The organism is Micromonospora yangpuensis, assembly GCF_900091615.1.
Classification (GTDB): Bacteria; Actinomycetota; Actinomycetes; order Mycobacteriales; family Micromonosporaceae; genus Micromonospora; species Micromonospora yangpuensis.
Genome location: NZ_FMIA01000002.1, coordinates 5,705,775 through 5,731,158, shown reverse-complemented (window position 1 = coordinate 5,731,158; position 25,384 = coordinate 5,705,775). Strand labels below are relative to the sequence as shown.

Sequence of the window (25,384 nt, the reverse complement as noted above, 5' to 3'; positions counted from 1 at the left end):
ATTCACCACGAGGCCCCCGGCACCTGCCGGGGGCCTCGTCGGCACTGCGGCCGACACCGTCGGGGCGGGCGGGCATGATGGGAGACATGACGACCGCACCCGGGCCGGTGCCCGTCGCGCCCCAGCCGCCGCGCCACCCGCTCGACCCCGAACCGGTCCGCTCCACGAAGGCCCGTGCGGTCTTCGCGTTGGGGCTGGTCGGCGCGCTCACCGGGCTCTTCGTCGGGGGCGTGGTCCCGGCCACGCTGGCCCTGCAACTGGCCCGCCAGGCCCGCCGGGAGGCGTACGCCTCGGGTGGGTTCCTCACCGGCGCGGCCTGGCTACGGCGGGGCGAACGCCTGGCCTGGGCGGGCCTGGTGTTGGTGGCGGTGACCCTGGTCGCGGCGGTGGTGACCGGGCTGGTCCGGCTCGCCGAGGCCCCGACGGGGCAGGACTTCGCCCCGAACATCGACTGAGCGACCGGGTGACGCCGCCCGACCGGGGCGGACCGGTACCGCCCGCGGCGGTAACCTGGCCGGTGACCGTCGCCGCCCCGCACGGCCGCCGCACTTCCCGACCCGCCACACTTCCCGACCCGCCGTACTTCCCGACAGGCTGTACTTTCCGACAGGAGGACCAGGTGACGGAACCGGCGTGGCCGTCCGGAGCAGAGCCGGGGCGGCAGTCCGCCGGGTCACCCGACGAGCCGGCGGCCGGACCGAGCCAGTGGGCCCGCCCGGACGCCCCACCGGCCGGGTACGCCCCACCGGCGCCCCAGTCGCCGTGGCAGCCCGCACCGCCGCCGGGGGAGTGGCCGCCGGCAGCGGTGGGCCAGCAGTGGGCGCCGGCGCCGCCCGGCGGCGGGGGTGCGGGCCAGGGGCGGCCCGGGGTGCCACCGCCACCGCCCGACGCTCTCCGGCCGCCGAAGCGGGTCGACCCGGTGCCCGGTACGCCCTTCGGCGTGGTGCACCTCGACGTCGCGCCGGTGACCTCCGGCCTGGCGGTGGGTGCGCTGGTCGCCGGGATCGCCTCGATCCTGGTGTCGTTGCTGGTCGGCTGCCTGGGCATCGCCGCGCAGGAGCTGGGCGGTGCCTGGGCCGCCGGCGCGTTCACCCTGCTGGGCTTCCTGGCCGGCGCGGGGGCGACCGTGGCGGGTCTGCTCGGGCTGCGACAGATCCGTCGCCCGGCGGCACCGCCCGCGGTGCACTTCACCGGTCGAGGCGTCGCCATCGCCGGCATCAGCTGTGGCGGGGTGGGGGCGCTGCTCAGTCTGCTCGGCCTGACGGTGGCCCTGCTGGTCACCTACGCCTGACCGGCTCGGCTGCCCGGCTCGGGGGTGCTGAGCCGGCAGCGGGGCAAGCGGCTACACTTGCGGTCGTGGGTGCCCATCGTGGGTGGGCGGGGACGACGAGCCGAGCGCTCGGGCCGTTGTCAGCTCGACGGAGCTATCAGGTCGGGCCGGCTGACGGGCCGGTCGGGACCGTTCCGTTTTGACCTGTGCCCCTGTGGTAGGTACTATTTCCGCTTGTGCTCAGGCCTGCCTGGGCAACTCGTGTGTGCGTCGGACCCGGTGACCCGGTGATCGCGCGACGACACGACAAAGCCACATACCCGTACCGGCGGTGATTCGCGGGTGCGGTGGTAACACTCCGGTGCGCGGGTGAGCGCCGACACCGGGCCGTGCGAGGGCGACACGCCCGACCGCGGGTGCCGGGACCTCCGCGAGGTGGCCTCGGCCGGAATGTAGGAGGGTCGCCCAGCAGGACGGCCAACGAGCAACGGCGCGGCCGCGAACGCGGCCGAAGGGAGCGGAGAAACCCGGTGCCCACCATCCAGCAGCTGGTCCGAAAGGGCCGCCAGGCCAAGACGACCAAGACCAAGACCCCGGCGCTGAAGGGTAGTCCTCAGCGGCGCGGGGTGTGCACCCGCGTGTACACCACCACCCCCAAGAAGCCGAACTCGGCGCTCCGCAAGGTCGCTCGTGTCAAGCTCAGCAGCCAGATCGAGGTGACCGCCTACATCCCGGGCGTCGGTCACAACCTGCAGGAGCACTCGATCGTGCTCGTGCGCGGCGGCCGGGTGAAGGACCTCCCCGGCGTGCGTTACAAGATCGTTCGCGGTTCGCTGGACACCCAGGGTGTCCGTAACCGCAAGCAGGCGCGCAGCCGCTACGGCGCGAAGAAGGAGAAGAGCTGACATGCCGCGTAAGGGACCCGCTCCGCGGAAGCCGCTGGTCGCTGACCCGGTGTACAACTCGCCGCTGGTCACCCAGTTGGTGAACAAGATCCTTCTGCGCGGCAAGCGCCAGCTCGCCGAGCGCATCGTGTACGCGGCCCTGGAGGGCTGCCGCGAGAAGTCCGGCACCGACCCGGTCGTCACCCTGAAGCGGGCGATGGACAACGTCAAGCCGACGCTCGAGGTGCGCAGCCGCCGGGTCGGTGGCGCCACGTACCAGGTGCCGGTCGAGGTTCGCCCGGCGCGCGCGACCACCCTCGGTCTGCGCTGGCTGGTGACCTACTCCAAGGCCCGCCGGGAGAAGACGATGGTCGAGCGGCTGATGAACGAGCTGCTGGACGCGAGCAACGGTCTGGGTGCCGCCGTCAAGCGGCGCGAGGACACGCACAAGATGGCGGAGTCCAACAAGGCCTTCGCGCACTACCGCTGGTAACAGCCTGGTTCCGGCGCCGGACCGGCGCCGGAACCAACACCAGTTGTGTCGGGACGACGATAAGTAGGGACTGAAGTGGCCGCCGCAGACGCGCTCGCCAACGTACGCAACATCGGCATCATGGCGCACATCGATGCCGGTAAGACCACGACCACCGAGCGGATCCTGTTCTACACCGGCATCACGTACAAGATCGGTGAGGTCCACGAGGGCGCCGCCGTCATGGACTGGATGGAGCAGGAGCAGGAGCGGGGGATCACCATCACCTCCGCCGCCACGAAGTGTGAGTGGAAGGGCCACACGATCCAGATCATCGACACGCCCGGCCACGTCGACTTCACGGTCGAGGTCGAGCGGTCGCTGCGGGTGCTGGACGGTGCGGTGGCGGTCTACGACGGTGTCGCCGGCGTGGAGCCCCAGACGGAGAACGTCTGGCGCCAGGCCGACAAGTACGACGTCCCGCGGATGTGCTTCGTCAACAAGCTCGACCGGACCGGTGCCGACTTCTTCCGCTGCGTGCAGATGATGATCGACCGGCTCAACGCCACCCCGCTGGTGCTCCAGATCCCGATCGGGCTCGAGGGCGACCACATCGGCGTCGTCGACCTGATCGGCATGCGCGCCCTCACCTGGCGTGGGGAGACCCAGAAGGGTGAGGACTACGCGATCGAGGAGATCCCGGCCGACCTGGCCGACTCCGCGGCCGAGTGGCGCGAGAAGCTGATGGAGACCCTGGCCGACGTCGACGACTCGGTCATGGAGAAGTACCTGGAGGGCGAGGAGATCTCCGCCGAGGAGATCAAGGCCGCCATCCGGCGGGCCACCATCGCCAGCAAGGCCAACCCGGTGCTCTGCGGTTCGGCGTTCAAGAACAAGGGCGTCCAGCCGATGCTCGACGCGGTCATCGACTTCCTGCCCTCGCCGCTGGACATCCCGGCGATCGAGGGTACGGCGACCGACGGCGAGACCCCGCTGCTGCGCAAGCCCTCGACCTCCGAGCCCTTCTCCGGCCTGGCCTTCAAGATCCAGACCGACAAGCACCTCGGCAAGCTCACCTACGTCCGGGTCTACTCCGGCGTGGTCGAGTCCGGCTCCCAGGTGGTCAACTCCACCAAGGACCGCAAGGAGCGGATCGGCAAGATCTACCAGATGCACGCCAACAAGCGGGAGGAGCGCAGCTCCGCCAAGGCTGGCGACATCATCGCGGTGCAGGGTCTGAAGCAGACCACCACCGGTGACACCCTCTGCGACCCGGCGAAGCCGGTGATCCTGGAGTCGATGACCTTCCCCGAGCCGGTCATCGAGGTGGCCATCGAGCCGAAGACCAAGGCCGACCAGGAGAAGCTCAGCACCGCCATCCAGCGGCTGGCCGAGGAGGACCCGACCTTCCGCGTCAAGCTGGACGACCAGACCGGTCAGACGGTCATCTCCGGCATGGGCGAGCTGCACCTGGACATCCTGGTCGACCGGATGCGCCGCGAGTTCAACGTCGAGGCGAACATCGGCAAGCCGCAGGTGGCGTACCGGGAGACCGTCCGCCGCAAGGTGGAGAAGATCGAGTACACCCACAAGAAGCAGACCGGTGGCTCCGGCCAGTACGCCCGCGTGATCGTGAGCGTCGAGCCGCTGCCGCTGGGTAACGACGCTCCGACCTACGAGTTCGCCAACGCCGTCACCGGTGGTCGTATCCCGCGGGAGTTCATCCCGTCGGTGGACGCCGGGGCCCAGGACGCGATGCAGTACGGCATTCTCGCCGGCTTCCCGCTGGTGGGTGTCAAGCTGACGCTGCTGGACGGCCAGTACCACGAGGTCGACTCGTCGGAAATGGCGTTCAAGATCGCCGGCTCGATGGTGATGAAGGAGGCGGCCCGCAAGGCCGATCCCGCACTCCTCGAGCCGATGATGGCTGTTGAGGTCACCTCTCCGGAGGAGAACATGGGTGACGTCATCGGCGACCTCAACTCCCGCCGCGGCATCATCCAGGCGATGGAGGAGCGCAACGGCGCCCGTGTCGTCCGCGCTCTGGTGCCGTTGTCGGAGATGTTCGGCTACGTCGGCGACCTGCGGTCGAAGACCCAGGGCCGGGCTAGCTACAGCATGCAGTTCGACTCCTACGCCGAGGTTCCCCAGAGCGTCGCGAAGGAGATCATTGCCAAGGCGACGGGTGAGTGACTCACCTGAGCAGATCCGATGATCCGTCGGTGGCCGCGGGAGGTTCCTTCCGCCCGTGGCCCCCACGGTCGGGTTGCGTGAGACCGGGCCTGTAGGCTTCACCGCCGCAGAACCCACAAGGCTCTCCGGCCGCCAGGCCGGAAAGGCTGTCGACAGAGTCCTGAGCGCCGAGTAGGCGTGCCGGGCGTACGAACCAAGAAGTCCACAGGAGGACACCAGTGGCGAAGGCTAAGTTCGAGCGGACTAAGCCGCACGTCAACATCGGCACCATTGGTCACATCGACCACGGTAAGACGACGCTGACGGCGGCCATCACCAAGGTCCTGCACGACCAGTACCCGGACCTCAACCCGTACACGCCGTTCGACGAGATCGACAAGGCGCCGGAGGAGAAGGCCCGCGGTATCACGATCTCGATCGCACACGTCGAGTACCAGACCGAGGCGCGGCACTACGCGCACGTCGACTGCCCCGGGCACGCCGACTACATCAAGAACATGATCACCGGTGCCGCGCAGATGGACGGCGCGATCCTGGTGGTCGCGGCGACCGACGGCCCGATGCCGCAGACCCGCGAGCACGTGCTGCTGGCCCGTCAGGTCGGCGTGCCGTACATCGTCGTGGCGCTCAACAAGAGCGACATGGTCGACGACGAGGAGCTCCTGGAGCTCGTCGAGCTCGAGGTCCGCGAGTTGCTCTCGGCTCAGGAGTACCCGGGTGACGACCTGCCGGTCGTCCAGGTCTCCGCGCTGAAGGCGCTCGAGGGCGACCCGGTCTGGACCGAGAAGCTGCTCGAGCTGATGAGCGCGGTCGACACCGCGATCCCGCAGCCCGAGCGCGAGACCGAGAAGCCGTTCCTCATGCCGGTCGAGGACGTGTTCACGATCACCGGTCGTGGCACCGTCGTCACCGGTCGTGTCGAGCGTGGCGTGCTGCTCCCGAACGAGGACGTCGAGGTCGTCGGCATCCGCGAGAAGGGCTTCAAGACCAAGGTCACCGCGATCGAGATGTTCCGCAAGACCCTGGACGACGCCCGCGCAGGTGAGAACGTCGGCCTGCTGCTGCGGGGCACCAAGCGCGAGGACGTCGAGCGCGGCATGGTGGTCATCAAGCCGGGCACCACGACCCCGCACACGGAGTTCGAGGCGACCGTCTACATCCTCTCCAAGGAGGAGGGTGGCCGGCACACCCCGTTCTTCCAGAACTACCGTCCCCAGTTCTACTTCCGTACCACGGACGTCACCGGTGTCGTCACCCTCCCCGAGGGCACCGAGATGGTCATGCCGGGTGACAACACCTCGATGTCGGTGAAGCTGATCCAGCCCATCGCCATGGAGGAGAACCTCAAGTTCGCGATTCGCGAGGGTGGCCGCACCGTCGGCGCCGGGTTCGTCACCAAGATCGTCAAGTGACCTGGGTAACCCCGATTAGCGTCGCCGCCGGTGTTGCGGCATACTAGTCAGGTTGCGTAACGACGGTTCGCCGTCCGAGTTCGGTTTCTGCCGAATCGCCGGGCGGAGGGACAGTCGGGCGTAGGGTGGTTGGCGACCCCTGGTTGCCAACCACCCTCGCACGGCGTTCAGGTCGCGGTAGTGCGATCGGCGCCTTGACCCACGCGCGGTCAGATCGCTCCGGTATCCCGGGGCGGAGCCTGGCCACTGGGCGCGACACGCCCGACCGCGGGGGTCGGCGAAGAGGGCCTGTGCCAGCCGGTACGGGCACCCGCAACACAGCGGCATCGAGAGAAGGAACAGAAGCCACCATGGCGGGACAGAAGATCCGCATCCGGCTCAAGGCCTATGACCACGAGGTCGTCGACTCCTCGGCTCGGAAGATCGTCGAGACGGTGACGCGTACCGGGGCGCAGGTCGCGGGCCCGGTGCCGCTGCCCACGGAGATCAACCGTTTCTGCGTCATCCGCTCGCCGCACAAGTACAAGGACTCGCGCGAGCACTTCGAGATGCGTACGCACAAGCGACTGATCGACATCATCGACCCGACCCCGAAGACGGTCGACTCGCTCATGCGCCTCGACCTGCCGGCTGGCGTCGACATCGAGATCAAGCTGTAGGGACCGGACAAATGGACAGGCAAGTCAAGGGGATCCTGGGCGCCAAGCTCGGTATGACCCAGGTCTGGGACAACAACAAGGTTGTGCCCGTGACCGTGGTTCAGGCCGGCCCGTGCGTCATCAGCCAGGTTCGTAGCGCCGAGAAGGACGGTTACTCAGCGGTCCAGCTGGCGTACGGCACGATCGACCCGCGCAAGGTGAAGAAGCCGGTCAGCGGGCACTACGCGAAGGCGGACGTGGCGCCGCGCCGGCACATCGTCGAGCTGCGCACCAACGACGCCGCCGACTACTCGCTCGGTCAGGAGGTCACGGTCGAGGCGTTCCCGGCCGGGGCCGTCATCGACGTGACCGGCAAGACCAAGGGCAAGGGCTACGCCGGCCCGATGAAGCGGCACGGCTTCCACGGTCTGCGCGCCAGCCACGGTGTCGAGCGCAAGCACCGTTCGCCGGGCTCCATCGGCGCCTGCGCCACCCCGGGTCGCGTCTTCAAGGGCACCCGGATGGCGGGCCGGATGGGTGGCGTGCGCTACACCGTTCAGAACCTGACCGTCCAGGCGGTCGACACCGAGAACAACCTCCTGCTCGTCCGCGGTGCCATTCCCGGCCCGAAGGGCGCGCTGGTCCTGGTCCGCTCGGCGGCCAAGTCCAAGGTGAAGAAGGGCGGTGTGGCCAAGTGACCACCGTTGACGTCCTCACCGTCGAAGGCAGCAAGAGCGGCTCCGTCGAGCTGCCGGCCGACATCTTCGACGTCCAGGCGAACGTCGCGCTGATGCACCAGGTAGTGGTGGCTCAGCTCGCGGCTGCCCGGCAGGGCACGCACAAGACCAAGACCCGCGGCGAGGTCGCCGGTGGCGGCAAGAAGCCGTACAAGCAGAAGGGCACCGGTCGGGCCCGGCAGGGCTCGATCCGCGCGCCGCAGTTCGCCGGCGGTGGCGTGGTCCACGGTCCCGTGCCGCGCGACTACAGCCAGCGGACCCCGAAGAAGATGAAGGCCGCCGCCCTGCGTGGCGCCCTCTCCGACCGGGCCCGCGCCGGGCAGGTGCACGTCGTCGAGGCGTTCGTCTCGGGCGAGAAGCCGTCGACCAAGGCTGCCCTGGCCACGCTGCTCAAGGTGACCGAGGCCCGCCGGGTGCTGGTCGTGCTGGCCGCCACCGACGAGCTGAACTGGCTGTCCCTGCGCAACGAGCCGCGGGTGCACCTGATCGAGGCCGGCCAGCTCAACACGTACGACGTGCTGGTGGCCGACGACGTGGTCTTCACCAAGGACGCCCTGGACGAGTTCCTGGGTGTGCCCGCCGAGACCACCGAGGAGGGTGGCAAGTGAGCACGATTGCCGATCCGCGCGACATCATCGTGGCGCCGGTCGTCTCGGAGAAGAGCTACAGCGAGCTGAACCGGAACTGGTACACCTTCCTGGTGCACCCGGACGCGAACAAGACTGAGATCAAGATCGCTATCCAGCAGATCTTCAACGTCCGCGTCCTGACGGTCAACACGCTCAACCGCCAGGGCAAGCGCAAGCGCACCAAGACCGGTTTCGGTCAGCGCAAGGCGACCAAGCGGGCGATCGTGAAGCTGGCTGACGGTGACCGTATCGAGGCCTTCGGCGGCCCGGTCAGCTGAGGGGTGTAGACAATGGCTATCCGTAAGTACAAGCCGACGACGCCGGGCCGACGCGGCTCCAGCGTCGCCGACTTCGCCGAGATCACCCGGTCCACGCCGGAGAAGTCGCTGCTGGCTCCGCTGCCGAAGAAGGGCGGACGTAACGTCCACGGCCGGATCACCGCGCGGCACCACGGTGGCGGGCACAAGCGCCAGTACCGTCTGATCGACTTCAAGCGGGTCGACAAGGACGGCGTACCGGCGAAGGTCGCCCACATCGAGTACGACCCGAACCGCACCGCGCGGATCGCGCTGCTGCACTACGCCGACGGCGAGAAGCGCTACATCCTCGCGCCGAAGGACCTGAAGCAGGGCGACGCCGTCGAGTCGGGTCCGGGCGCGGACATCAAGCCGGGCAACAACCTGCCGCTGCGCAACATCCCGGTCGGTAGCACCATCCACGCGGTGGAGCTGCGGCCCGGCGGTGGCGCGAAGCTGGCCCGTTCGGCCGGCGTCGGCATCCAGCTGCTCGGCCGCGAGGGCGCGTACGCGACCCTGCGGATGCCCTCCGGTGAGATCCGGCGGGTCGACGTGCGCTGCCGCGCCAGCATCGGCGAGATCGGCAACGCCGACCAGTCGAACATCAACTGGGGCAAGGCCGGCCGGATGCGGTGGAAGGGCAAGCGCCCGACCGTCCGTGGTGTCGCCATGAACCCGGTCGACCACCCGCACGGTGGTGGTGAGGGTAAGACCTCCGGTGGTCGCCACCCGGTCAACCCGCAGGGTAAGCCCGAGGGCCGTACCCGTCGCAAGGGCCAGCCGAGTGACCGGCTGATCGTCCGCCGTCGCTACGCCACGCGTAAGCGCGGCTGAGGGAGATAGAAGATGCCTCGCAGCCTGAAGAAGGGCCCGTTCGTGGACGGCCACCTGCTCAAGAAGGTGGAGCTGCAGAACGAAAAGGGCACCAAGAACGTCATCAAGACCTGGTCGCGGCGCTCGACGATCACCCCGGACTTCCTGGGGCACACGATCGCGGTGCACGACGGACGTAAGCACGTCCCGGTGTTCGTGACCGAGGCGATGGTCGGGCACAAGCTCGGCGAGTTCGCGTTGACCCGTACGTTCAAGGGTCACGAGAAGGACGACCGGAAGAGCCGCCGGCGCTGAAGCCGCGGGCATACGGATAGAGGATCAAGGGGTTACAGCGATGCCAGGAAAGGGCGACGCTCCGGTGCTTCCGGGCGCGCGGGCGATTGCGCGACACGTGCGCATTTCGCCGATGAAGGCGCGCCGGGTGGTCAACCTCGTCCGCGGCCTGCCCGCGAAGGAGGCGCTCACGGTGCTGCAGTTCGCGCCGCAGGCGGCGAGTGAGCAGGTGTACAAGGTGCTCGCGAGCGCGATCGCCAACGCGGAGAACAACGAGCGGCTGGACCCCGACGCGCTGCTCGTCAGCGAGGCGTACGTCGACGAGGGCCCGACGATGAAGCGGTTCCAGCCGCGGGCCCAGGGCCGGGCGTACCGGATCCGCAAGCGGACCTGCCACATCACCGTGGCGGTCGAGGCTGTCGCGCCGGCTGCGCCGAAGAAGTCCGCGGCGAAGAAGGCCGCTCCGGTGAAGCAGGCGGAGGCCAAGCAGGCTGAGCCGGCCGAGACGAAGCAGGCTGAGCCGGCGGAGACGCAGAGCAAGACGGAGGGCGCCGAGTAATGGGTCAGAAGGTTCACCCGCACGGGTTCCGGCTCGGCATCTCGACCGACTGGAAGTCCCGCTGGTTCGCGGACAAGCTCTACAAGGACTACATCGGCGAGGACGTCAAGATCCGCCGGATGATGTCCAGTGGGCTGGAGCGGGCCGGCATCTCCAAGGTCGACATCGAGCGCACCCGCGACCGGGTCCGGGTCGACATCCACACCGCCCGGCCGGGCATCGTCATCGGCCGTAAGGGTGCGGAGGCCGACAAGATCCGCGGCAAGCTGGAGAAGCTCACCGGCAAGCAGGTGCAGCTGAACATCATCGAGGTGAAGAACCCCGAGTCGGACGCGCAGCTGGTTGCCCAGGGCGTGGCCGAGCAGCTCTCCAGCCGGGTCAGCTTCCGTCGGGCGATGCGCAAGGCGATGCAGTCGGCCATGAAGAACCCGGTCTGCAAGGGCATCCGGGTCCAGGTCTCGGGCCGCCTCGGTGGTGCCGAGATGAGCCGGACCGAGTTCTACCGCGAGGGCCGGGTGCCGCTGCACACGCTGCGGGCCAACATCGAGTACGGCTTCTTCGAGGCCCGTACCACCTTCGGCCGGATCGGCGTGAAGGTCTGGATCTACAAGGGTGACGCGGTGCCGGGTCGGGAGACTCCGGCCGAGGCTCCGTCGCGCCCGCGCCGGGACCGCGGTGACCGCCCCGAGCGGCCGCGTCGTGGTCGGTCCGGTTCGTCCGGCACGACCTCCGGCGGTACCGAGGCCGGCCGGGCCGCCGCCGCGACCACGGTCGCGCAGCAGGCCGAGACGCCGAGCGGCGAGCCGGTCGACAGCGCCGCTGTCGCCGCGGTCGCCACTCAGCCGGCAGAAACGCAGCAGGAGGGCTGACAGATGCTGATGCCGCGCAAGCCCCCGAAGGGCTTCCGCAAGCCGCACCACCCGGACCGCAGTGGCGCGTCCAAGGGCGGTAACCGGGTGGTCTTCGGCGAGTTCGGGATCCAGGCTCTGGAGCCGGCGTACGTGACCAACCGCCAGATCGAGTCGGCGCGTATCGCGATGACCCGCCACATCAAGCGTGGTGGCAAGGTCTGGATCTCGGTCTTCCCGGACCAGGCCCTGACCAAGAAGCCGGCCGAGACCCGGATGGGTTCCGGTAAGGGTTCGCCCGAGTGGTGGGTGGCCAACGTGAAGCCGGGACGGATCCTGTTCGAGATGTCCTTCCCCAACGAGCAGATCGCGCGCGAGGCCATGCGTCGCGCGATCCACAAGCTCCCGATGAAGTGCCGAATTGTGACGCGCGAAGTGGGTGAGTCCTGATGGCAGCGGGCGTTAAGGCCTCCGAGCTGCGTGAGCTCTCCGAGGAGGAGCTGGTCACGAAGCTGCGGGAGGCCAAGGCGGAGCTGTTCAACCTCCGCGTGCAGGCCGCAACCGGGCAGCTTGACAACAACCGGCGGCTGCAGGTCATCCGTCGGGAGATCGCCCGGATCTACACGATCATGCGTGAGCGCGAGCTGGGGCTCTCGGCTGCGCCGACTGAGGTGACTGCATCATGAGCGAGACCGACAACACCACCGCGGCTCCCGTGCGGGCGCGCCGTAAGGTCCGTGAGGGCCTGGTGGTCAGCGACAAGATGGACAAGACCGTCGTCGTCGAGGTCGAGGACCGGGTCAAGCACGCGCTGTACGGCAAGATCATGCGCCGGACCAGCAAGCTGAAGGTGCACGACGAGCAGAACGCCGCCGGTACCGGCGACCGGGTCCTGATCATGGAGACCCGGCCGCTCTCCGCCACCAAGCGTTGGCGGATCGTGGAGATCCTGGAAAAGGCCAAGTAGCGAAGGCTCGAACTCGCCCGGCGTCAGTCGGGCGCAGGTTCCGCCAGGCTCCGGCTGCGGCAGGCGGCCGGAGAACCGGCAGACATAGGAGATAGACGTGATTCAGCAGGAGTCGCGACTGCGCGTCGCCGACAACACGGGTGCCCGGGAGATCCTGTGCATCCGGGTTCTCGGTGGCTCCGGTCGGCGCTACGCGAGTATCGGCGACGTCATCGTGGCCACGGTCAAGGACGCGATCCCGGGTGCCGGTGTGAAGAAGGGCGACGTCGTCAAGGCCGTCATCGTCCGCACCGCCAAGGAGCGGCGGCGGCCGGACGGCTCGTACATTCGCTTCGACGAGAACGCCGCCGTCATCATCAAGGACGGTGGCGACCCGCGCGGTACCCGTATCTTCGGCCCGGTGGGTCGGGAGCTGCGGGACAAGCGGTTCATGAAGATCATTTCTCTCGCTCCGGAGGTGTTGTGACCGTGAGCGAGCGACGTGAGCGAACCGACAGGCTCAGTAGGTGCAAGCTTCAGGCGCGCGCCGACCGCAGGGAGGCGCGGGCATGAAGATCAAGAAGGGCGACACGGTCATCGTCATCGCCGGCAAGGACAAGGGTGCCAAGGGCAAGGTCATCCAGGCCTACCCGCGGCAGGACAAGGTCCTGGTCGAGGGCGTGAACCGGGTCAAGAAGCACACCCGCGTCAGCACCACCCAGCGCGGCGCCAAGACCGGTGGCATCGTCACCCAGGAGGCCCCGATCCACGTTTCCAACGTGCAGATCCTGGACTCCGAGGGGAAGCCGACCCGGGTCGGTTACCGTATCGACGACAGTGGCCAGAAGGTCCGCATCGCGCGTAGCACCGGTAAGGACCTCTGATGACCACGGCTACCGAAACCACGACCATGCCGCGCCTCAAGGAGCGGTACCGCAACGAGATCGTGGCCAAGCTGCAGGAGCAGCACAGCTACGGCAACCCCATGCAGGTGCCGCGGCTGGTCAAGATCGTCGTCAACATGGGTGTCGGCGAGGCCGCCCGGGACGCCAAGCTGATCGACGGCGCCGTCCGGGACCTGGCCACCATCACCGGCCAGAAGCCGCAGGTACGGCGGGCGACCAAGTCCATCGCGCAGTTCAAGCTGCGTGAGGGCATGCCGATCGGCGCGAAGGTCACCCTCCGGGGCGACCGGATGTGGGAGTTCCTGGACCGGCTGCTGTCGATCGCGCTGCCGCGTATCCGCGACTTCCGCGGTCTGGACGGGCGCAAGCTCGACGGGCACGGCAACTACACGTTCGGTCTGACCGAGCAGTCGGTGTTCCACGAGATCGACCAGGACAAGATCGATCGGCAGCGGGGCATGGACATCACGGTGGTCACGACCGCCACGACCGACGACGAGGGCCGGGCGCTGCTCAAGCTCCTGGGCTTCCCGTTCAAGGAGAACTGAGATGGCCAAGAAGGCGCTGATCCTCAAGGCGGCCGCGAAGCCGAAGTTCTCGGTTCGCGCGTACACCCGCTGCCAGCGGTGCGGGCGCCCCAAGGCGGTCTACCGCAAGTTCGGTCTCTGCCGGGTGTGCATCCGGGAGATGGCTCACCGCGGTGAGCTGCCGGGCGTGTCCAAGGCTTCCTGGTAAGGGCGAACGCGCCCCGGCTCACGCCGGGGCCCTTGCACCGATCATGTATTGCTCTTCGCCGTAGGCCCGGGGCTTGGAGCCCCGGGAACCCCGGCGAGAAAGGCTGACGATATCCATGACGATGACCGACCCGATCGCAGACATGCTCACGCGTCTGCGTAACGCCAACCAGGCGTACCACGACCAGGTGACGATGCCCTACTCCAAGATCAAGGCGAACATCGCCGAGGTCCTGAAGTCCGAGGGCTACATCGCCACCTGGTCGGTCGAGGAGCCCGAGGAGGGTGCCGTCGGCAAGCGACTGGTCGTCGAGCTGAAGTACGGCCAGAACCGCGAGCGGAGCCTGGCCGGCATCAAGCGCGTGTCCAAGCCCGGTCTCCGGGTGTACGCCAAGTCGGACGGGCTCCCGCGGGTGCTCGGCGGCCTCGGCGTGGCGATCATTTCGACGTCCCAGGGGCTGCTCACCGACCGGCAGGCCCGCAAGCGGAGCGTTGGCGGGGAAGTCCTCGCCTTCGTCTGGTAACGGGAGACAGGTAGAAATGTCGCGTATTGGACGTAAGTCGATCCCGGTGCCTTCCGGCGTCGACATCACCATTGACGGGCAGACCGTCAGGGTCAAGGGCCCGAAGGGCGAGCTGTCGCACACGCTCGCCGCGCCGATCACCGCGGAGCGGGCCGAGGACGGCCAGCTGCTGGTGAACCGGCCGAACGACGAGCGCAAGGCCAAGGAACTGCACGGCCTGAGCCGTACCCTGGTCGCCAACATGATCGTCGGCGTCACCGAGGGTTACCGCAAGAGCCTGGAGATCGCCGGTACCGGTTACCGGGTCACCGCCAAGGGCAAGGACCTGGAGTTCGCGCTCGGGTTCTCGCACCCGGTGCTGGTCCCCGCGCCGGACGGCATCACCTTCACGGTGGAGCGGCCGACCCTGTTCCACGTGGCCGGCATCGACAAGCAGCAGGTCGGTGAGGTCGCCGCCAACATTCGGAAGATCCGCCCGCCGGAGCCGTACAAGGGCAAGGGTGTCAAGTACCAGGGCGAGGTCATCCGCCGCAAGGCCGGAAAGGCAGGTAAGAAGTGAGCGCCACGCTGCTCAAGCGCCGCCGCGGCGTTGCCGCCAAGCGCGCCGTCGGGCGTGCGCGTCGGCACTTCCGGGTCCGCAAGAACGTCAGCGGCACCGCCGAGCGTCCCCGCCTCGTGGTCACCCGTTCGCTGCGGCACATCACCGCCCAGGTCGTCGACGACAACAAGGGTCACACCCTGGCGTCGGCCTCGTCCCTGGACGTGTCGCTGCGCGGCACCGAGGGCGACAAGAGCGCCCTGGCCGGCAAGGTCGGCGCGCTCCTGGCCGACCGGGCCAAGGCCGCCGGCGTCTCGAAGGTCGTCTTTGACCGCGGTGGCAACCGGTACGCGGGGCGGGTCGCCGCGCTTGCCGACGCCGCCCGCGAAGCCGGGCTCGAGTTCTAGAAACCCCGTCACGAGAGAGAGGAAGGCTGCTGATGCCAGGTCAACAGCGCCGTGGCGGCGGGTCCGGTGGCAACGAGGGTGGTCGCCGCGACAACCGCCGTGAGGGCGGCCGCGGAAACGCGCCCGTCGAGAAGACCCCGCACCTCGAGCGGGTCGTCGCGATCAACCGCGTCGCCAAGGTCGTGAAGGGTGGTCGTCGCTTCAGCTTCACCGCCCTGGTGATCGTGGGCGACGGCGACGGCACCGTCGGTGTGGGCTACGGAAAGGCCAAGGAGGTGCCCGCGGCGATCGCCAAGGGCGTCGAGGAGGCCAAGAAGCACTTCTTCAAGGTGCCGCGGATCGGTGCCTCGATCCCGCACCCGGTCACGGGCGAGGACGCCGCCGGTGTGGTGCTGCTCAAGCCGGCCTCGGCCGGTACGGGTGTCATCGCCGGTGGTCCGGTGCGCGCCGTGCTGGAGTGCGCCGGCATCCACGACGTGCTCTCCAAGAGCCTCGGCTCGTCCAACCCGATCAACATCGTGCACGCCACGGTGGCGGCGCTGAAGGGGCTCGAGTCCCCGGAGGCCGTCGCGGCCCGTCGTGGTCTTCCGGTGGAGGACGTCGCGCCGGCGGCCATGCTGGCGTCGCGGGCGGGGGTGGCATCCTGATGGCACGCCTGAAGGTCACCCAGCTCCGGTCCGAGATCGGGACCAAGCGCAACCAGCGTGAGTCGCTGCGTTCGCTCGGTCTCAAGCGGATCAACGACGTGGTGGTCAAGGAGGACCGACCGGAGATCCGAGGCATGATCTTCACGGTCAGCCACCTCGTGAAGGTCGAGGAGGTCGAGTAATGACGATCAAGGTCCACCACCTGCGTCCGGCGCCGGGGTCCAAGACCGCCAAGACCCGGGTGGGTCGGGGCGAGGGCTCCAAGGGCAAGACCGCCGGTCGCGGTACGAAGGGCTCGAAGGCCCGCAAGAACATCTCGCCGGCGTTCGAGGGTGGGCAGATGCCCATCCACATGCGCCTGCCGAAGATGAAGGGCTTCAAGAACAAGTTCAAGGTGGTCTTCCAGGTGGTCAACCTGGACCGGCTCGCCGAGCTGTTCCCCAACGGCGGCCAGATCGGCCCGGTCGAGCTGGTCGAGGCCGGCGCGGTCCGCAAGGGTCACCCGGTCAAGGTGCTCGGCACCGGGGACCTCGGCGGGGTGGCGCTCCAGGTGTCGGCGCACGCGTTCAGCGCGTCGGCCAAGGAGAAGATCGCCGCCGCCGGTGGCAGCGTCACCGAGCTGTAGAACGGTCCGGACCCGTGGCGCCCGTCAGTTGTCGAACTGGCGGGCGCCATGGTGCGCCCGGACCATGTGGGCCAGGTAACATCGGAATCGATTTATGTAGCCGGGCACACCTGCCCAGACGGGGACAGGACTGTTAGAGTCCTGTCCCAGCTATGGATATCGGGCGTCTGCCCGGCACCCACCCCGCCCCGCCAGGGTTCACCGGCGGCCCGCCTCGCGCAGGAGGAAGAAGTTGCTGTCCGCCTTTCTCAGTGCGTTCCGTACGCCTGACCTGCGCAAGAAGCTGCTGTTCACAGTAGGCATCATCGCGGTCTATCGGCTCGGTGCCACTATCCCCAGCCCCGGCGTCTCGTACGGCAACGTGCAACGCTGCCTCGACACGCTGGAGAACGGCGCGACGGGTGTCCTGAACCTGCTCAACCTCTTCTCTGGTGGCGCGCTTCTGCAGCTCTCGGTCTTCGCGCTGGGCATCATGCCCTACATCACCGCGTCGATCATCCTGCAGCTGCTGACCGTGGTGATCCCCCGGCTGGAGCAGCTCCGCAAGGAGGGCCAGGCCGGCCAGGCGAAGATCACCCAGTACACCCGGTACCTGACCCTGGGTCTGGGCGTGCTCCAGGCCTCGGCGTTCGTGGCGTTGGCCCGTAGCGGTCAGCTCTTCAACAACCAGTGTGACCAGTTCCCGATCATCCCCACCGGGACGGGCATCCCGGACTGGCTGACCCTGACCGTCCTGGTCATGACGATGACCGCCGGCACCGGCGTGGTCATGTGGCTGGGCGAGCTGATCACCGACCGGGGCGTCGGCAACGGCATGTCCGTGCTGATCTTCACCTCGATCGCGGCGCGGCTGCCCAGCGAGGGTTGGCAGATCAAGCAGACCAAGGGCTGGGAGATGTTCGCCCTGGTCATCGCGCTGGTCCTGGTGGTCATCACCGCGGTCACCTTCATCGAGCAGGCGCAGCGCCGGATCCCGGTGCAGTACGCCAAGCGGATGATCGGCCGGCGGATGTACGGCGGCACCTCGACCTACATCCCGTTGAAGGTCAACCAGGCGGGTGTCATCCCGGTCATCTTCGGTTCCTCGCTGCTCTACCTGCCGCAGCTGGCCCTGCAGTTCTTCGACCAGAACGACCCGGGCAAGACGCAGGCGTGGATCCAGAACAACCTGGTCAACCCGACCAGCCCGATCTACATCTCGGTCTACTTCCTGCTCATCATCTTCTTCACGTACTTCTACGTGTCGATCACGTTCAACCCGACCGAGGTCGCGGACAACATGAAGAAGTACGGCGGTTTCGTGCCGGGCATCCGCCCCGGCAAGCCGACCGCCGACTACCTCGACTTCATCCTCAGCCGCATCACCCTGCCGGGCGCGCTGTACCTGGCGATCATCTCGATCCTGCCGAACTTCTTCTTCATCTGGCTGGACAGCGAGCAGTACGTCAACTTCCCGTTCGGCGGTACCGCTGTGCTGATCATGGTCGGTGTCGGTCTGGAGACCGTGAAGCAGATCGAGAGCCAGCTCATGCAGCGGAACTACGAAGGGTTCCTGCGGTAGATGCGACTCGTTCTGGTTGGCCCGCCGGGTGCGGGCAAGGGCACACAGGCAGAGTTCATCGCCGCGCACCTCTCGGTGCCGAAGATCTCGACGGGGGACATCTTCCGGGCCAACGTCTCCCAGGGCACGCCCCTGGGGGTCGAGGCCAAGCGGTACATGGACGCCGGCAAGCTGGTCCCGGACGAGGTGACCATCAACATGGTCCGGGACCGGCTCGCCGAGCCGGACGCCAGCGAGGGCTTCCTGCTCGACGGCTTCCCGCGGACCACGCCGCAGGCCGCCGCGCTGGACAAGCTCCTCGCTGATCTCGGCACCGCGCTGGACCTGGTGCTGGAGCTGGTCGTCGACGACGACGAGGTGATCCGGCGGCTCTCCGGCCGGCGTACCTGCCGGGGCTGCGGCAAGATCTGGCACGTCGAGTTCGACGCCACCACCCGGGACGGCATCTGCGACCGGTGCGGCGCCGACCTGTTCCAGCGGGACGACGACAAGCCGGAGACCATCGCCGCCCGGCTGCGGGAGTACGCCGAGAAGACCGCTCCGCTCGTCGACTACTACGGCGCCCAGGGCAAGCTGGTCGGCATCGACGCCACCGGTCCGGTGGAGGACGTCACCGTGCGGGCCATCGACGCGCTGCGCTCGTACGGCGGCTGAGTCTCCGGACCGGCCCCGACGCGGACCGACTACCGCTGCGGCGGCGACCACGCGCGACGTACGCTTGCGGTCCGGCCACGTACGTGTGGGCGGGCACTGCGGCTGAGGCAACGGCCCGCGGCGTCGGCCGCGGTTCCGGCAACGAAAGGTTGACCCTCCATGCGCCGTCACCAGCTGGACATCCAGCTGAAGACCCCCGAGCAGATCGAGAAGATGCGGGCCGCCGGCCTGGTGGTCGCCGATGCCCTGCGGCGGATGCGGGAGGCGGTGGCACCGGGGGTCAGCACCGCCGATCTCGACGCGATCGCCGAGTCGACGATCCGCGAGGCGGGGGCGGTCCCGTCCTTCAAGGGCTACCACGGTTTCCCGGCCTCGATCTGCTCCTCGGTCAACGAGCAGGTGGTGCACGCCATCCCCGGCCCGCAGCAGGTGCTCCGGGACGGTGACCTGATCTCGATCGACTGCGGTGCGGTGTTGGACGGTTGGCACGGTGACGCCGCGATCACGGTCGGCGTGGGCGAGGCCGACCCGGCGCTGCTGCGGATGGCCGAGGTGGCCGAGGACGCGATGTGGGCCGGGATCGCCGCCGCGGCGCGGGGTGCGGCCAGCGGAAAGGGCCGGCTGACCGACATCTCCCACGCGGTGGAGAACGCGGTCCGCAAGGCCGGCCGGTACGGCATCGTCGACGGCTACGGTGGCCACGGTATCGGCACCGAGATGCACCAGGACCCGCACGTGCTCAACCACGGCCGGCCGGGCAAGGGGCCCCGGCTGGTGACGGGGATGGCGCTGGCCATCGAGCCGATGATCACGATGGGATCGCCGCGTACGGTGGAGCTTTCCGACGGCTGGACGGTGGTGACCCGGGACAGGTCGGTCGCCGCGCACGTCGAGCACTCGATGGCGATCCTGCCCGACGGGGTGTGGGTGCTGACCGCGCCGGACGGCGGTCGGGAGCGGCTCGGTGACCTGGTGACCGCCCGCCAGCCCGCCACCTCGCCGGCCGCCTGACTGACCGACCGGCCGGCGCGGGGCGGGGTGCCGCACCGCGCGGCCGGGTGGCCCGGCGGTGGCATGCTTGGCGGATGGACGAACGCGACGGGATGCGGGCCGCCGACGCGGACCGTCAGGCGGTGGCCGACCGGTTGCGGGTGGCGCTCGACGAGGGCCGGCTGGACCTGCACGAGTACGACGAGCGGTTGCAGCGGACGTACACCGCCCGGACGTACGGCGAACTGGATGCCGTGGTCATCGACCTGCCCGTCGCGGCGGCTCCCGGTGGTGCCACGGTGGCCGGGCCCGTCCCCGCCGACCCGGTGGTCCCCGGGAGGTCGACAGCCGGCCGGTCGGTGACCGCGCGGTGGCTGGCGGAGAACTGGGAGCCGTACCTGACCGCGGTCGGCATCTCGCTGGTGGTCTGGGCGATGATCTCGGTGATCTCCGGCGACGTGCTCTACTTCTGGCCCGGCTGGGTGGCCGGGCCGTGGGGAGTGGTCCTGCTGGTCCAGACCGGGATCGGGCTCAGCACGGGTGAGCCGCAGCGGTGGGCCGAGAAGCAGGAGCGCAAGCGGGTGCGCAAGGCCGAGAAGCGGGCCCGCCGGCGGGAGTTGAAGGCCGAGCGGCGGGCGCTGGGGCGGGAAGCGCTGCCGGAGGCACCGGCGATCAGCCCACCCGGCGACGACCCGCAGCTCCGCCCGGACGGGTGGGAGCACCGGCGGGACGGCGGAGTCAACGCCTGATCCGGCCGCGGTGTCCGGTTCGGGGGACACCGGGGTGGCCGGTTTGGCGTCCGCAGGTGGGCGGGCGTACACTTTCAGATCGGCGCACAGCGTCCACTCCGGCATGCCCACCCTGCGCTTCGGTGGGGCCGGAGCCGCGGCTGGCGCGGGATGGCGGATCTTGCATCCGTCGCCCGTGTAAGACGTTGTGAGCCGTCCGGAGTAACCGACGTCAGGACAGCGGAGGACATGCCGAAAAAAGACGGAGCCATCGAGATCGAGGGTCGGGTCATCGAGCCCCTGCCGAACGCCATGTTCCGGGTGGAGCTCGCGAACGGCCACAAGGTCCTGGCTCACATCAGCGGCAAGATGCGGCAGCACTACATCCGTATCCTGCCGGAGGACCGAGTTGTCGTCGAACTGTCGCCGTACGACCTGACTCGCGGGCGCATCGTCTACCGCTACAAGTAACCGAGCCTGACGACGGCCGGGGCGTCCCGTGTCCGTCTTCGACGTCCGGGCCGCGCCTCGTCGCGGTCCAGGGCCAGATGGGAAGTAAGGCAACCGTGAAGGTCAAGCCGAGCGTCAAGAGGATCTGCAACAAGTGCCGGGTTATCCGCCGGCACGGCCGGGTCATGGTCATCTGCACCGACCCGCGCCACAAGCAGCGCCAGGGCTGATCCGCCCGACCGGCCGGTGACGGTCGGTCGAGCGTTCGTCCCGGCGTGGCAGATCCAGCCAACATCTCACCAGCTCGTTCCAGCCCCGAGCGCGGTACGCAGTGCGTACGTTCTCGTGGTTGACCCCCGGTCGGAGGCCGGGGCCCGCTTGGGCAGCGACCGTTCCCGGTCGTCGGCGCGGTCGCGCCGGCAGCACGGGGCGGACGGTAGCGGGGAGGGACGGGTCCACACCTCCGTCACACATCACGAGGAGTACGCCCGCACATGGCACGTCTAGTCGGCGTGGATATCCCCCGCGAGAAGCGGTTGGAGATCGCGCTCACCTACATCTTCGGCATGGGTCGTACCCGTGCCCTGGAGACGCTCGCCGCCACCGGCATCTCGCCGGACAAGCGCGCCCGGGACCTCACGGACGAGGAGCTGGTCCAGCTCCGGAACCACATCGAGGGCAACTACAAGGTTGAAGGCGACCTGCGCCGCGAGGTCGCCGCTGACATCCGCCGCAAGGTCGAGATCGGCTGCTACGCGGGTATCCGGCACCGCCGGGGCCTGCCCGTGCGTGGCCAGCGGACCAAGACCAACGCGCGGACCCGCAAGGGCCCGAAGCGGACCGTCGCCGGCAAGAAGAAGCCCGGCAAGAAGTAGTTCTTTAACCGGATGACGGGAGCGGCCGCCGCCGAGGCGGGCCGGGCCGCAACCCGCTGCGGAAAGTCAACTAGGAGCGCACAGACTTATGCCACCGAAGGCTCGTGCCGGAGCCGCTGTCAAGAAGGTCCGGCGCAAGGAACGCAAGAACGTCGCCCACGGGCAGGCGCACATCAAGAGCACCTTCAACAACACCATCGTGTCCATCACGGACCCGACCGGTGCGGTCATCTCCTGGGCCTCCGCCGGCCAGGTGGGCTTCAAGGGCTCGCGCAAGTCGACCCCGTTCGCCGCGCAGCTGGCCGCCGAGGCCGCCGCGCGTCGGGCGATGGAGCACGGCATGCGCAAGGTCGACGTGTTCGTCAAGGGCCCCGGCTCCGGCCGGGAGACCGCCATCCGTTCGCTGCAGGCCGTGGGCCTCGAGGTCGGCCAGATCGCCGACGTCACCCCGCAGCCGCACAACGGATGCCGTCCGCCGAAGCGTCGTCGGGTCTGAGAGGTAGAGAGAGATGGCTCGTTACACCGGTGCAGACTGCCGCCGTTGCCGGCGGGAGAAGATGAAGCTGTTCCTCAAGGGCAGCAAGTGCGATGGCCCGAAGTGCCCGTTCGAGTCCCGGCCCTTCCCGCCCGGACAGCACGGCCGCGGCCGCACCAAGGAGACGGAGTACCTGCTCCAGCTCCGCGAGAAGCAGAAGGCCCGTCGGGTCTACGGCGTGCTGGAGAAGCAGTTCCGCGGCTACTACGAGGAGGCCGTGGGCAAGAAGGCCAAGACGGGTGAGGTTCTGCTGCAGATCCTCGAGTCGCGGCTGGACAACGTGGTCTACCGGGCCGGCTTCGCCCACTCCCGGGACATGGCCCGGCAGCTGGTCAAGCACGGCCACTTCACCGTGAACGGCAAGAAGGTCGACATCCCGTCGTTCCGGGTGAAGGAGCACGACATCATCGAGGTCCGGGGCAAGAGCAAGGAGCTCACCCCGTTCGTCGTGGCGCAGGCCCAGGCCGGTTCCAAGACCGTTCCGGCGTGGCTCGAGGCCATCCCCAGCCAGATGAAGGTGCTGGTGCACTCGCTCCCGGCCCGCCAGGTGATCGACACCCAGGTCCAGGAGCAGCTGATCGTCGAGCTCTACTCCAAGTAGCGGCTCGTTGCGGTGGCCCGCCTGCTCGGGCGGGCCACCGGAACAGGTTTTGTCGTGGACGTCAAATAGCGGGCGTCCCGGAAGAGAAGAGAAGAAATGCTCATCAGCCAGCGACCGTCTCTCTCCGAAGAGGCGATCAACGAGACCCGTTCCCGGTTCACCATCGAGCCGCTGGAGCCGGGCTTCGGCTACACCCTGGGCAACTCGCTGCGGCGTACGCTGCTGTCGTCCATCCCGGGCGCCGCGGTGACCTCGATCAAGATCGATGGTGTGCTGCACGAGTTCACCACGATCCCCGGGGTCAAGGAGGACGTGGTCGAGCTCGTCATGAACATCAAGGAGCTCTGCGTCAGCTCCGAGCACGACGAGCCGGTCAGCATGTACCTGCGCAAGCAGGGCCCCGGTGACGTCACCGCGGGCGACATCCAGCCGCCGGCCGGGGTCTCGGTGCACAACGCCGATCTCAAGCTCGCCACCCTCAACGGCAAGGGCCGGCTCGACATGGAGCTGACCGTCGAGCGGGGCCGCGGTTACGTGACGGCGGCGCAGAACAAGCAGGCCGGCGCGGAGATCGGCCGGATCCCGGTCGACTCGATCTACTCGCCGGTGCTGAAGGTGACGTACCGCGTCGAGGCGACCCGGGTCGAGCAGCGTACCGACTTCGACCGGCTGATCATCGACGTCGAGACCAAGCCGTCGATGGGCCCGCGTACCGCGCTGGCCTCCGCCGGTTCGACGCTGGTGGAGCTCTTCGGGCTGGCCCGGGAGCTGGACGAGACCGCGGAGGGCATCGACATCGGGCCGTCCCCGCAGGACGCCCAGCTCGCGGCGGACCTGGCCCTGCCGATCGAGGAGCTGGACCTCACCGTCCGCTCCTACAACTGCCTCAAGCGCGAGGGCATCAACTCCGTTGGTGAGCTGATCGGGCGCACCGAGGCCGACCTCCTCGACATCCGGAACTTCGGTCAGAAGTCGATCGACGAGGTCAAGATGAAGCTCGCCGGGATGGGTCTGGGGCTGAAGGACTCGGCCCCGAACTTCGACCCGGCGCACGTCGTGGACGCCTTCGGTGAGGCCGAATACGACACCGACGACTACCGCGAGACCGAGCAGCTCTAGTCCGCGCTGCCGCCACACCTGAGGAGCACCTAGCATGCCCACGCCCACCAAGGGCCCCCGCCTCGGCGGCAGCCCCGCGCACGAGCGGCTGATGCTGGCCAACCTGGCCACCGCGCTGTTCCAGCACGGCAAGATCAAGACCACCGAGACGAAGGCCCGGCGGTTGCGTCCGCTGGCCGAGCAGCTCATCACCAAGGCCAAGCGGGGCGACCTCGCGTCCCGTCGGCGGGTGCTGGGCGTCGTCAAGGACAAGGACGTGGTCTACTCCCTGTTCGACCAGATCGCGCCGCGGTACGCGAACCGTCCGGGTGGCTACACCCGGATCGTGAAGATCGGCCCGCGTAAGGGTGACGCCGCTCCGATGGCGGTCATCGAGCTGGTCGAGGAGCTCCAGGTCGCCGAGCCGAAGGCGAACAACAAGACCGCCGCCCGCAAGGCGGCGCAGCAGGACAAGGTGGAGGCGCTCGCGCCGGCGGAGGAGACCCCGCAGGCCAAGACCGACACCGACCAGGACGCCGAGGCTCCGGTCTCGGCTTCCGGTGACACCGCCGCCGCCCGCGAGGACAGCGACGAGGTCAACGAGAACAAGGCCTGAGCACAGGCTTCGTCGGGCCCGGCACCCCTTCGTGGGGTGCCGGGCCCGAACCGTCAGGCGGAGGTACGAGGTGCACGAGCGGACCCGGGTACGACTGGACGTCGCCTACGACGGCACGGGTTTCTCCGGCTGGGCCGCCCAGCCCGACCGGCGTACGGTCGCCGGGGTGTTGACCGAACACCTCGACCTGGTGCTCGGCCCGGGTACCGCGACCGGGTTGACGGTGGCCGGACGGACCGACGCCGGGGTGCACGCCACCGGCCAGGTCTGCCACCTGGAGCTGCCCACCGAGGTGTGGCAGGAGCGGGCCGGGTCACTGCTGCGCCGGCTGGCCCGGCTGCTCCCCACCGACGTGCGGGTCCGGACGATGACCGAGGTGCCCGCCGACTTCGACGCCCGGTTCTCGGCCACCTGGCGCCGCTACGAGTACCGGGTGACCGATGCCCCGTACGGTGCCCAGCCGTTGCGCCGGCACGAGATCCTGGCCTGGCCCAGGCCGCTGGACCTGACCGCGCTGAACGCCGCGGCGGCCGGACTGGTGGGGGAGCACGACTTCGCCGCGTACTGCCGGCGGAAGGAGAACGCGACCACGCTGCGCGAGGTGACCCGGCTGGACTGGCGTCGGGAGGCCGACGGGGTGCTGGTGGCCACCGTGCAGGCCGACGCGTTCTGCCAGGCCATGGTGCGCAGCCTGGTCGGCGCGATGCTGGTCGCCGGGGACGGCCGCCGGCCGGTGGAGTGGCCGGCCGGCCTGCTGACCCGGCGGGAACGGTCCAGCGAGGTCACCGTGGCCCCGGCGCACGGGCTCACCCTGGTCGAGGTCGGCTACCCGACCGACCCGACGGAGTACGCCCGGCGGGCCGAACTCACCCGTCGGCTCCGCGTCCCCGCCGAGGCCTGAACCG

Annotated in this window: 39 protein-coding genes; all 39 read left to right on the top strand. The window is 68.8% G+C overall.

Annotated elements, in window-relative coordinates; translation table 11 throughout:
- Positions 1-86: 86 nt before the first annotated feature.
- The 39 genes from GA0070617_RS25815 to truA all read left to right on the top strand — a co-directional run bounded on the left by GA0070617_RS25815 (position 87) and on the right by truA (position 25,380).
- On the top strand, positions 87-455 hold the full coding sequence (locus GA0070617_RS25815; protein ID WP_091444072.1) for a hypothetical protein: 369 nt from the start codon (positions 87-89) through the stop codon (positions 453-455).
- 464 nt (positions 456-919) lie between these two features.
- Positions 920-1,291: a hypothetical protein gene (locus GA0070617_RS25810; RefSeq protein ID WP_091444069.1), complete on the top strand. Its 372-nt coding sequence runs from the start codon at positions 920-922 to the stop codon at positions 1,289-1,291.
- Between the two features lie 509 nt (positions 1,292-1,800).
- Positions 1,801-2,175: a 30S ribosomal protein S12 gene (rpsL, locus tag GA0070617_RS25805; protein ID WP_007465318.1), complete on the top strand. Its 375-nt coding sequence runs from the start codon at positions 1,801-1,803 to the stop codon at positions 2,173-2,175.
- A gap of 1 nt (position 2,176) precedes the next feature.
- Positions 2,177-2,647: a 30S ribosomal protein S7 gene (gene rpsG, locus GA0070617_RS25800; RefSeq protein WP_091079418.1), complete on the top strand. Its 471-nt coding sequence runs from the start codon at positions 2,177-2,179 to the stop codon at positions 2,645-2,647.
- 75 nt (positions 2,648-2,722) lie between these two features.
- Positions 2,723-4,819, top strand: coding sequence for an elongation factor G (fusA, locus tag GA0070617_RS25795; RefSeq protein WP_091444066.1), 2,097 nt, complete (start codon positions 2,723-2,725; stop codon positions 4,817-4,819).
- Between the two features lie 218 nt (positions 4,820-5,037).
- On the top strand, positions 5,038-6,231 hold the full coding sequence (tuf, locus tag GA0070617_RS25790) for an elongation factor Tu (RefSeq protein ID WP_091444060.1): 1,194 nt from the start codon (positions 5,038-5,040) through the stop codon (positions 6,229-6,231).
- Positions 6,232-6,581: 350 nt separating this feature from the next.
- Complete coding sequence (gene rpsJ, locus GA0070617_RS25785) at positions 6,582-6,890, top strand: 30S ribosomal protein S10 (protein WP_007073037.1); 309 nt, start codon at positions 6,582-6,584, stop codon at positions 6,888-6,890.
- A gap of 11 nt (positions 6,891-6,901) precedes the next feature.
- Positions 6,902-7,567: a 50S ribosomal protein L3 gene (rplC, locus tag GA0070617_RS25780; RefSeq protein ID WP_091444056.1), complete on the top strand. Its 666-nt coding sequence runs from the start codon at positions 6,902-6,904 to the stop codon at positions 7,565-7,567.
- Entirely contained in the window at positions 7,564-8,214 is a 651-nt protein-coding gene (gene rplD / locus GA0070617_RS25775; protein ID WP_091444054.1) for a 50S ribosomal protein L4, read from the top strand. The genes rplC and rplD overlap by 4 nt, the downstream gene beginning before the upstream one ends.
- Complete coding sequence (gene rplW, locus GA0070617_RS25770) at positions 8,211-8,513, top strand: 50S ribosomal protein L23 (RefSeq protein WP_007465304.1); 303 nt, start codon at positions 8,211-8,213, stop codon at positions 8,511-8,513. The genes rplD and rplW overlap by 4 nt, the downstream gene beginning before the upstream one ends.
- Before the next feature lie 12 nt (positions 8,514-8,525).
- Positions 8,526-9,365 (top strand): 50S ribosomal protein L2, encoded by an 840-nt coding sequence (gene rplB / locus GA0070617_RS25765; protein WP_091444050.1) that lies wholly within the window; start codon positions 8,526-8,528, stop codon positions 9,363-9,365.
- Between the two features lie 12 nt (positions 9,366-9,377).
- Positions 9,378-9,659: a 30S ribosomal protein S19 gene (gene rpsS / locus GA0070617_RS25760; protein WP_091444045.1), complete on the top strand. Its 282-nt coding sequence runs from the start codon at positions 9,378-9,380 to the stop codon at positions 9,657-9,659.
- 40 nt (positions 9,660-9,699) lie between these two features.
- Complete coding sequence (gene rplV / locus GA0070617_RS25755; RefSeq protein WP_091444042.1) at positions 9,700-10,197, top strand: 50S ribosomal protein L22; 498 nt, start codon at positions 9,700-9,702, stop codon at positions 10,195-10,197.
- The gene (gene rpsC, locus GA0070617_RS25750; protein WP_091444039.1) at positions 10,197-11,066 is read left to right on the top strand and encodes a 30S ribosomal protein S3; all 870 of its coding nucleotides are present in this window, start codon (positions 10,197-10,199) and stop codon (positions 11,064-11,066) included. Before rplV ends, rpsC begins: the two co-directional genes overlap by 1 nt.
- 3 nt (positions 11,067-11,069) lie before the next feature.
- A complete protein-coding gene (gene rplP / locus GA0070617_RS25745) occupies positions 11,070-11,495 on the top strand; it encodes a 50S ribosomal protein L16 (protein WP_067359618.1) in 426 nt (141 codons plus the stop codon).
- On the top strand, positions 11,495-11,731 hold the full coding sequence (gene rpmC, locus GA0070617_RS25740) for a 50S ribosomal protein L29 (protein WP_007073028.1): 237 nt from the start codon (positions 11,495-11,497) through the stop codon (positions 11,729-11,731). Before rplP ends, rpmC begins: the two co-directional genes overlap by 1 nt.
- Positions 11,728-12,012, top strand: a complete 285-nt coding sequence (gene rpsQ, locus GA0070617_RS25735; RefSeq protein WP_091444035.1) for a 30S ribosomal protein S17 — start codon at positions 11,728-11,730, stop codon at positions 12,010-12,012. Before rpmC ends, rpsQ begins: the two co-directional genes overlap by 4 nt.
- A 97-nt stretch (positions 12,013-12,109) precedes the next feature.
- Positions 12,110-12,478, top strand: coding sequence for a 50S ribosomal protein L14 (gene rplN / locus GA0070617_RS25730; protein ID WP_023358185.1), 369 nt, complete (start codon positions 12,110-12,112; stop codon positions 12,476-12,478).
- Positions 12,479-12,560: 82 nt separating this feature from the next.
- Complete coding sequence (rplX, locus tag GA0070617_RS25725; protein ID WP_091444032.1) at positions 12,561-12,875, top strand: 50S ribosomal protein L24; 315 nt, start codon at positions 12,561-12,563, stop codon at positions 12,873-12,875.
- The gene (gene rplE / locus GA0070617_RS25720; protein ID WP_091444029.1) at positions 12,875-13,444 is read left to right on the top strand and encodes a 50S ribosomal protein L5; all 570 of its coding nucleotides are present in this window, start codon (positions 12,875-12,877) and stop codon (positions 13,442-13,444) included. The genes rplX and rplE overlap by 1 nt, the downstream gene beginning before the upstream one ends.
- A 1-nt stretch (position 13,445) precedes the next feature.
- Positions 13,446-13,631 (top strand): type Z 30S ribosomal protein S14, encoded by a 186-nt coding sequence (locus GA0070617_RS25715; protein ID WP_007073023.1) that lies wholly within the window; start codon positions 13,446-13,448, stop codon positions 13,629-13,631.
- Between the two features lie 115 nt (positions 13,632-13,746).
- Positions 13,747-14,154, top strand: coding sequence for a 30S ribosomal protein S8 (rpsH, locus tag GA0070617_RS25710; protein WP_091444025.1), 408 nt, complete (start codon positions 13,747-13,749; stop codon positions 14,152-14,154).
- Positions 14,155-14,170: 16 nt separating this feature from the next.
- A complete protein-coding gene (gene rplF, locus GA0070617_RS25705; RefSeq protein ID WP_091444022.1) occupies positions 14,171-14,713 on the top strand; it encodes a 50S ribosomal protein L6 in 543 nt (180 codons plus the stop codon).
- Positions 14,710-15,099 (top strand): 50S ribosomal protein L18, encoded by a 390-nt coding sequence (gene rplR / locus GA0070617_RS25700; RefSeq protein ID WP_091444018.1) that lies wholly within the window; start codon positions 14,710-14,712, stop codon positions 15,097-15,099. The genes rplF and rplR overlap by 4 nt, the downstream gene beginning before the upstream one ends.
- A 32-nt stretch (positions 15,100-15,131) precedes the next feature.
- The gene (gene rpsE, locus GA0070617_RS25695) at positions 15,132-15,746 is read left to right on the top strand and encodes a 30S ribosomal protein S5 (protein WP_091444013.1); all 615 of its coding nucleotides are present in this window, start codon (positions 15,132-15,134) and stop codon (positions 15,744-15,746) included.
- The gene (gene rpmD, locus GA0070617_RS25690; protein WP_091444005.1) at positions 15,746-15,928 is read left to right on the top strand and encodes a 50S ribosomal protein L30; all 183 of its coding nucleotides are present in this window, start codon (positions 15,746-15,748) and stop codon (positions 15,926-15,928) included. The genes rpsE and rpmD overlap by 1 nt, the downstream gene beginning before the upstream one ends.
- The gene (gene rplO, locus GA0070617_RS25685) at positions 15,928-16,371 is read left to right on the top strand and encodes a 50S ribosomal protein L15 (protein ID WP_091444000.1); all 444 of its coding nucleotides are present in this window, start codon (positions 15,928-15,930) and stop codon (positions 16,369-16,371) included. The genes rpmD and rplO overlap by 1 nt, the downstream gene beginning before the upstream one ends.
- Before the next feature lie 232 nt (positions 16,372-16,603).
- On the top strand, positions 16,604-17,932 hold the full coding sequence (gene secY / locus GA0070617_RS25680; RefSeq protein WP_091443998.1) for a preprotein translocase subunit SecY: 1,329 nt from the start codon (positions 16,604-16,606) through the stop codon (positions 17,930-17,932).
- Positions 17,933-18,586 carry an adenylate kinase gene (locus GA0070617_RS25675; RefSeq protein WP_007073015.1) on the top strand — a complete coding sequence of 218 codons (654 nt, stop codon included), beginning with the start codon at positions 17,933-17,935 and terminating at the stop codon, positions 18,584-18,586.
- A 159-nt stretch (positions 18,587-18,745) separates the two neighbouring features.
- Complete coding sequence (map, locus tag GA0070617_RS25670) at positions 18,746-19,597, top strand: type I methionyl aminopeptidase (RefSeq protein WP_091443995.1); 852 nt, start codon at positions 18,746-18,748, stop codon at positions 19,595-19,597.
- Positions 19,598-19,671: 74 nt separating this feature from the next.
- Entirely contained in the window at positions 19,672-20,325 is a 654-nt protein-coding gene (locus GA0070617_RS25665) for a DUF1707 SHOCT-like domain-containing protein (protein ID WP_091443993.1), read from the top strand.
- Between the two features lie 228 nt (positions 20,326-20,553).
- Positions 20,554-20,775 carry a translation initiation factor IF-1 gene (infA, locus tag GA0070617_RS25660; RefSeq protein ID WP_007073013.1) on the top strand — a complete coding sequence of 74 codons (222 nt, stop codon included), beginning with the start codon at positions 20,554-20,556 and terminating at the stop codon, positions 20,773-20,775.
- 95 nt (positions 20,776-20,870) lie between these two features.
- On the top strand, positions 20,871-20,984 hold the full coding sequence (gene rpmJ / locus GA0070617_RS25655; RefSeq protein WP_012184307.1) for a 50S ribosomal protein L36: 114 nt from the start codon (positions 20,871-20,873) through the stop codon (positions 20,982-20,984).
- 264 nt (positions 20,985-21,248) lie between these two features.
- A complete protein-coding gene (rpsM, locus tag GA0070617_RS25650; protein ID WP_091443990.1) occupies positions 21,249-21,629 on the top strand; it encodes a 30S ribosomal protein S13 in 381 nt (126 codons plus the stop codon).
- Between the two features lie 88 nt (positions 21,630-21,717).
- Complete coding sequence (rpsK, locus tag GA0070617_RS25645; RefSeq protein ID WP_030329919.1) at positions 21,718-22,125, top strand: 30S ribosomal protein S11; 408 nt, start codon at positions 21,718-21,720, stop codon at positions 22,123-22,125.
- Positions 22,126-22,138: 13 nt separating this feature from the next.
- Positions 22,139-22,765: a 30S ribosomal protein S4 gene (rpsD, locus tag GA0070617_RS25640; RefSeq protein WP_091443987.1), complete on the top strand. Its 627-nt coding sequence runs from the start codon at positions 22,139-22,141 to the stop codon at positions 22,763-22,765.
- Positions 22,766-22,861: 96 nt separating this feature from the next.
- On the top strand, positions 22,862-23,884 hold the full coding sequence (locus GA0070617_RS25635; RefSeq protein ID WP_091443984.1) for a DNA-directed RNA polymerase subunit alpha: 1,023 nt from the start codon (positions 22,862-22,864) through the stop codon (positions 23,882-23,884).
- A 34-nt stretch (positions 23,885-23,918) separates the two neighbouring features.
- Complete coding sequence (gene rplQ, locus GA0070617_RS25630) at positions 23,919-24,479, top strand: 50S ribosomal protein L17 (protein WP_091443980.1); 561 nt, start codon at positions 23,919-23,921, stop codon at positions 24,477-24,479.
- 70 nt (positions 24,480-24,549) lie between these two features.
- Positions 24,550-25,380, top strand: a complete 831-nt coding sequence (gene truA, locus GA0070617_RS25625) for a tRNA pseudouridine(38-40) synthase TruA (RefSeq protein ID WP_091443976.1) — start codon at positions 24,550-24,552, stop codon at positions 25,378-25,380.
- The last annotated feature ends 4 nt before the right edge of the window (positions 25,381-25,384 follow it).

Bases quoted from the DNA above. Each gene is read 5' to 3' on its own strand.
- rplC (WP_091444056.1), top strand. From the start codon at position 6,902: ATGGACAGGCAAGTCAAGGGGATCCTGGGCGCCAAGCTCGGTATGACC.
- rpmC (WP_007073028.1), top strand. From the start codon at position 11,495: ATGGCAGCGGGCGTTAAGGCCTCCGAGCTGCGTGAGCTCTCCGAGGAG.
- rpsH (WP_091444025.1), top strand. From the start codon at position 13,747: ATGACGATGACCGACCCGATCGCAGACATGCTCACGCGTCTGCGTAAC.
- rplO (WP_091444000.1), top strand. From the start codon at position 15,928: ATGACGATCAAGGTCCACCACCTGCGTCCGGCGCCGGGGTCCAAGACC.
- rplB (WP_091444050.1), top strand. From the start codon at position 8,526: ATGGCTATCCGTAAGTACAAGCCGACGACGCCGGGCCGACGCGGCTCC.
- rplE (WP_091444029.1), top strand. From the start codon at position 12,875: ATGACCACGGCTACCGAAACCACGACCATGCCGCGCCTCAAGGAGCGG.
- rpsG (WP_091079418.1), top strand. From the start codon at position 2,177: ATGCCGCGTAAGGGACCCGCTCCGCGGAAGCCGCTGGTCGCTGACCCG.
- rplF (WP_091444022.1), top strand. From the start codon at position 14,171: ATGTCGCGTATTGGACGTAAGTCGATCCCGGTGCCTTCCGGCGTCGAC.
- map (WP_091443995.1), top strand. From the start codon at position 18,746: ATGCGCCGTCACCAGCTGGACATCCAGCTGAAGACCCCCGAGCAGATC.
- rpsK (WP_030329919.1), top strand. From the start codon at position 21,718: ATGCCACCGAAGGCTCGTGCCGGAGCCGCTGTCAAGAAGGTCCGGCGC.
- infA (WP_007073013.1), top strand. From the start codon at position 20,554: ATGCCGAAAAAAGACGGAGCCATCGAGATCGAGGGTCGGGTCATCGAG.
- GA0070617_RS25675 (WP_007073015.1), top strand. From the start codon at position 17,933: ATGCGACTCGTTCTGGTTGGCCCGCCGGGTGCGGGCAAGGGCACACAG.
- rpmD (WP_091444005.1), top strand. From the start codon at position 15,746: ATGGCACGCCTGAAGGTCACCCAGCTCCGGTCCGAGATCGGGACCAAG.
- GA0070617_RS25815 (WP_091444072.1), top strand. From the start codon at position 87: ATGACGACCGCACCCGGGCCGGTGCCCGTCGCGCCCCAGCCGCCGCGC.
- rpsC (WP_091444039.1), top strand. From the start codon at position 10,197: ATGGGTCAGAAGGTTCACCCGCACGGGTTCCGGCTCGGCATCTCGACC.
- rpsD (WP_091443987.1), top strand. From the start codon at position 22,139: ATGGCTCGTTACACCGGTGCAGACTGCCGCCGTTGCCGGCGGGAGAAG.
- GA0070617_RS25665 (WP_091443993.1), top strand. From the start codon at position 19,672: ATGGACGAACGCGACGGGATGCGGGCCGCCGACGCGGACCGTCAGGCG.
- rplX (WP_091444032.1), top strand. From the start codon at position 12,561: ATGAAGATCAAGAAGGGCGACACGGTCATCGTCATCGCCGGCAAGGAC.
- rplP (WP_067359618.1), top strand. From the start codon at position 11,070: ATGCTGATGCCGCGCAAGCCCCCGAAGGGCTTCCGCAAGCCGCACCAC.
- rpsM (WP_091443990.1), top strand. From the start codon at position 21,249: ATGGCACGTCTAGTCGGCGTGGATATCCCCCGCGAGAAGCGGTTGGAG.
- rpsJ (WP_007073037.1), top strand. From the start codon at position 6,582: ATGGCGGGACAGAAGATCCGCATCCGGCTCAAGGCCTATGACCACGAG.
- rpsQ (WP_091444035.1), top strand. From the start codon at position 11,728: ATGAGCGAGACCGACAACACCACCGCGGCTCCCGTGCGGGCGCGCCGT.
- GA0070617_RS25715 (WP_007073023.1), top strand. From the start codon at position 13,446: ATGGCCAAGAAGGCGCTGATCCTCAAGGCGGCCGCGAAGCCGAAGTTC.
- GA0070617_RS25635 (WP_091443984.1), top strand. From the start codon at position 22,862: ATGCTCATCAGCCAGCGACCGTCTCTCTCCGAAGAGGCGATCAACGAG.
- rpsS (WP_091444045.1), top strand. From the start codon at position 9,378: ATGCCTCGCAGCCTGAAGAAGGGCCCGTTCGTGGACGGCCACCTGCTC.
- rplQ (WP_091443980.1), top strand. From the start codon at position 23,919: ATGCCCACGCCCACCAAGGGCCCCCGCCTCGGCGGCAGCCCCGCGCAC.
- rpsE (WP_091444013.1), top strand. From the start codon at position 15,132: ATGCCAGGTCAACAGCGCCGTGGCGGCGGGTCCGGTGGCAACGAGGGT.
- rplV (WP_091444042.1), top strand. From the start codon at position 9,700: ATGCCAGGAAAGGGCGACGCTCCGGTGCTTCCGGGCGCGCGGGCGATT.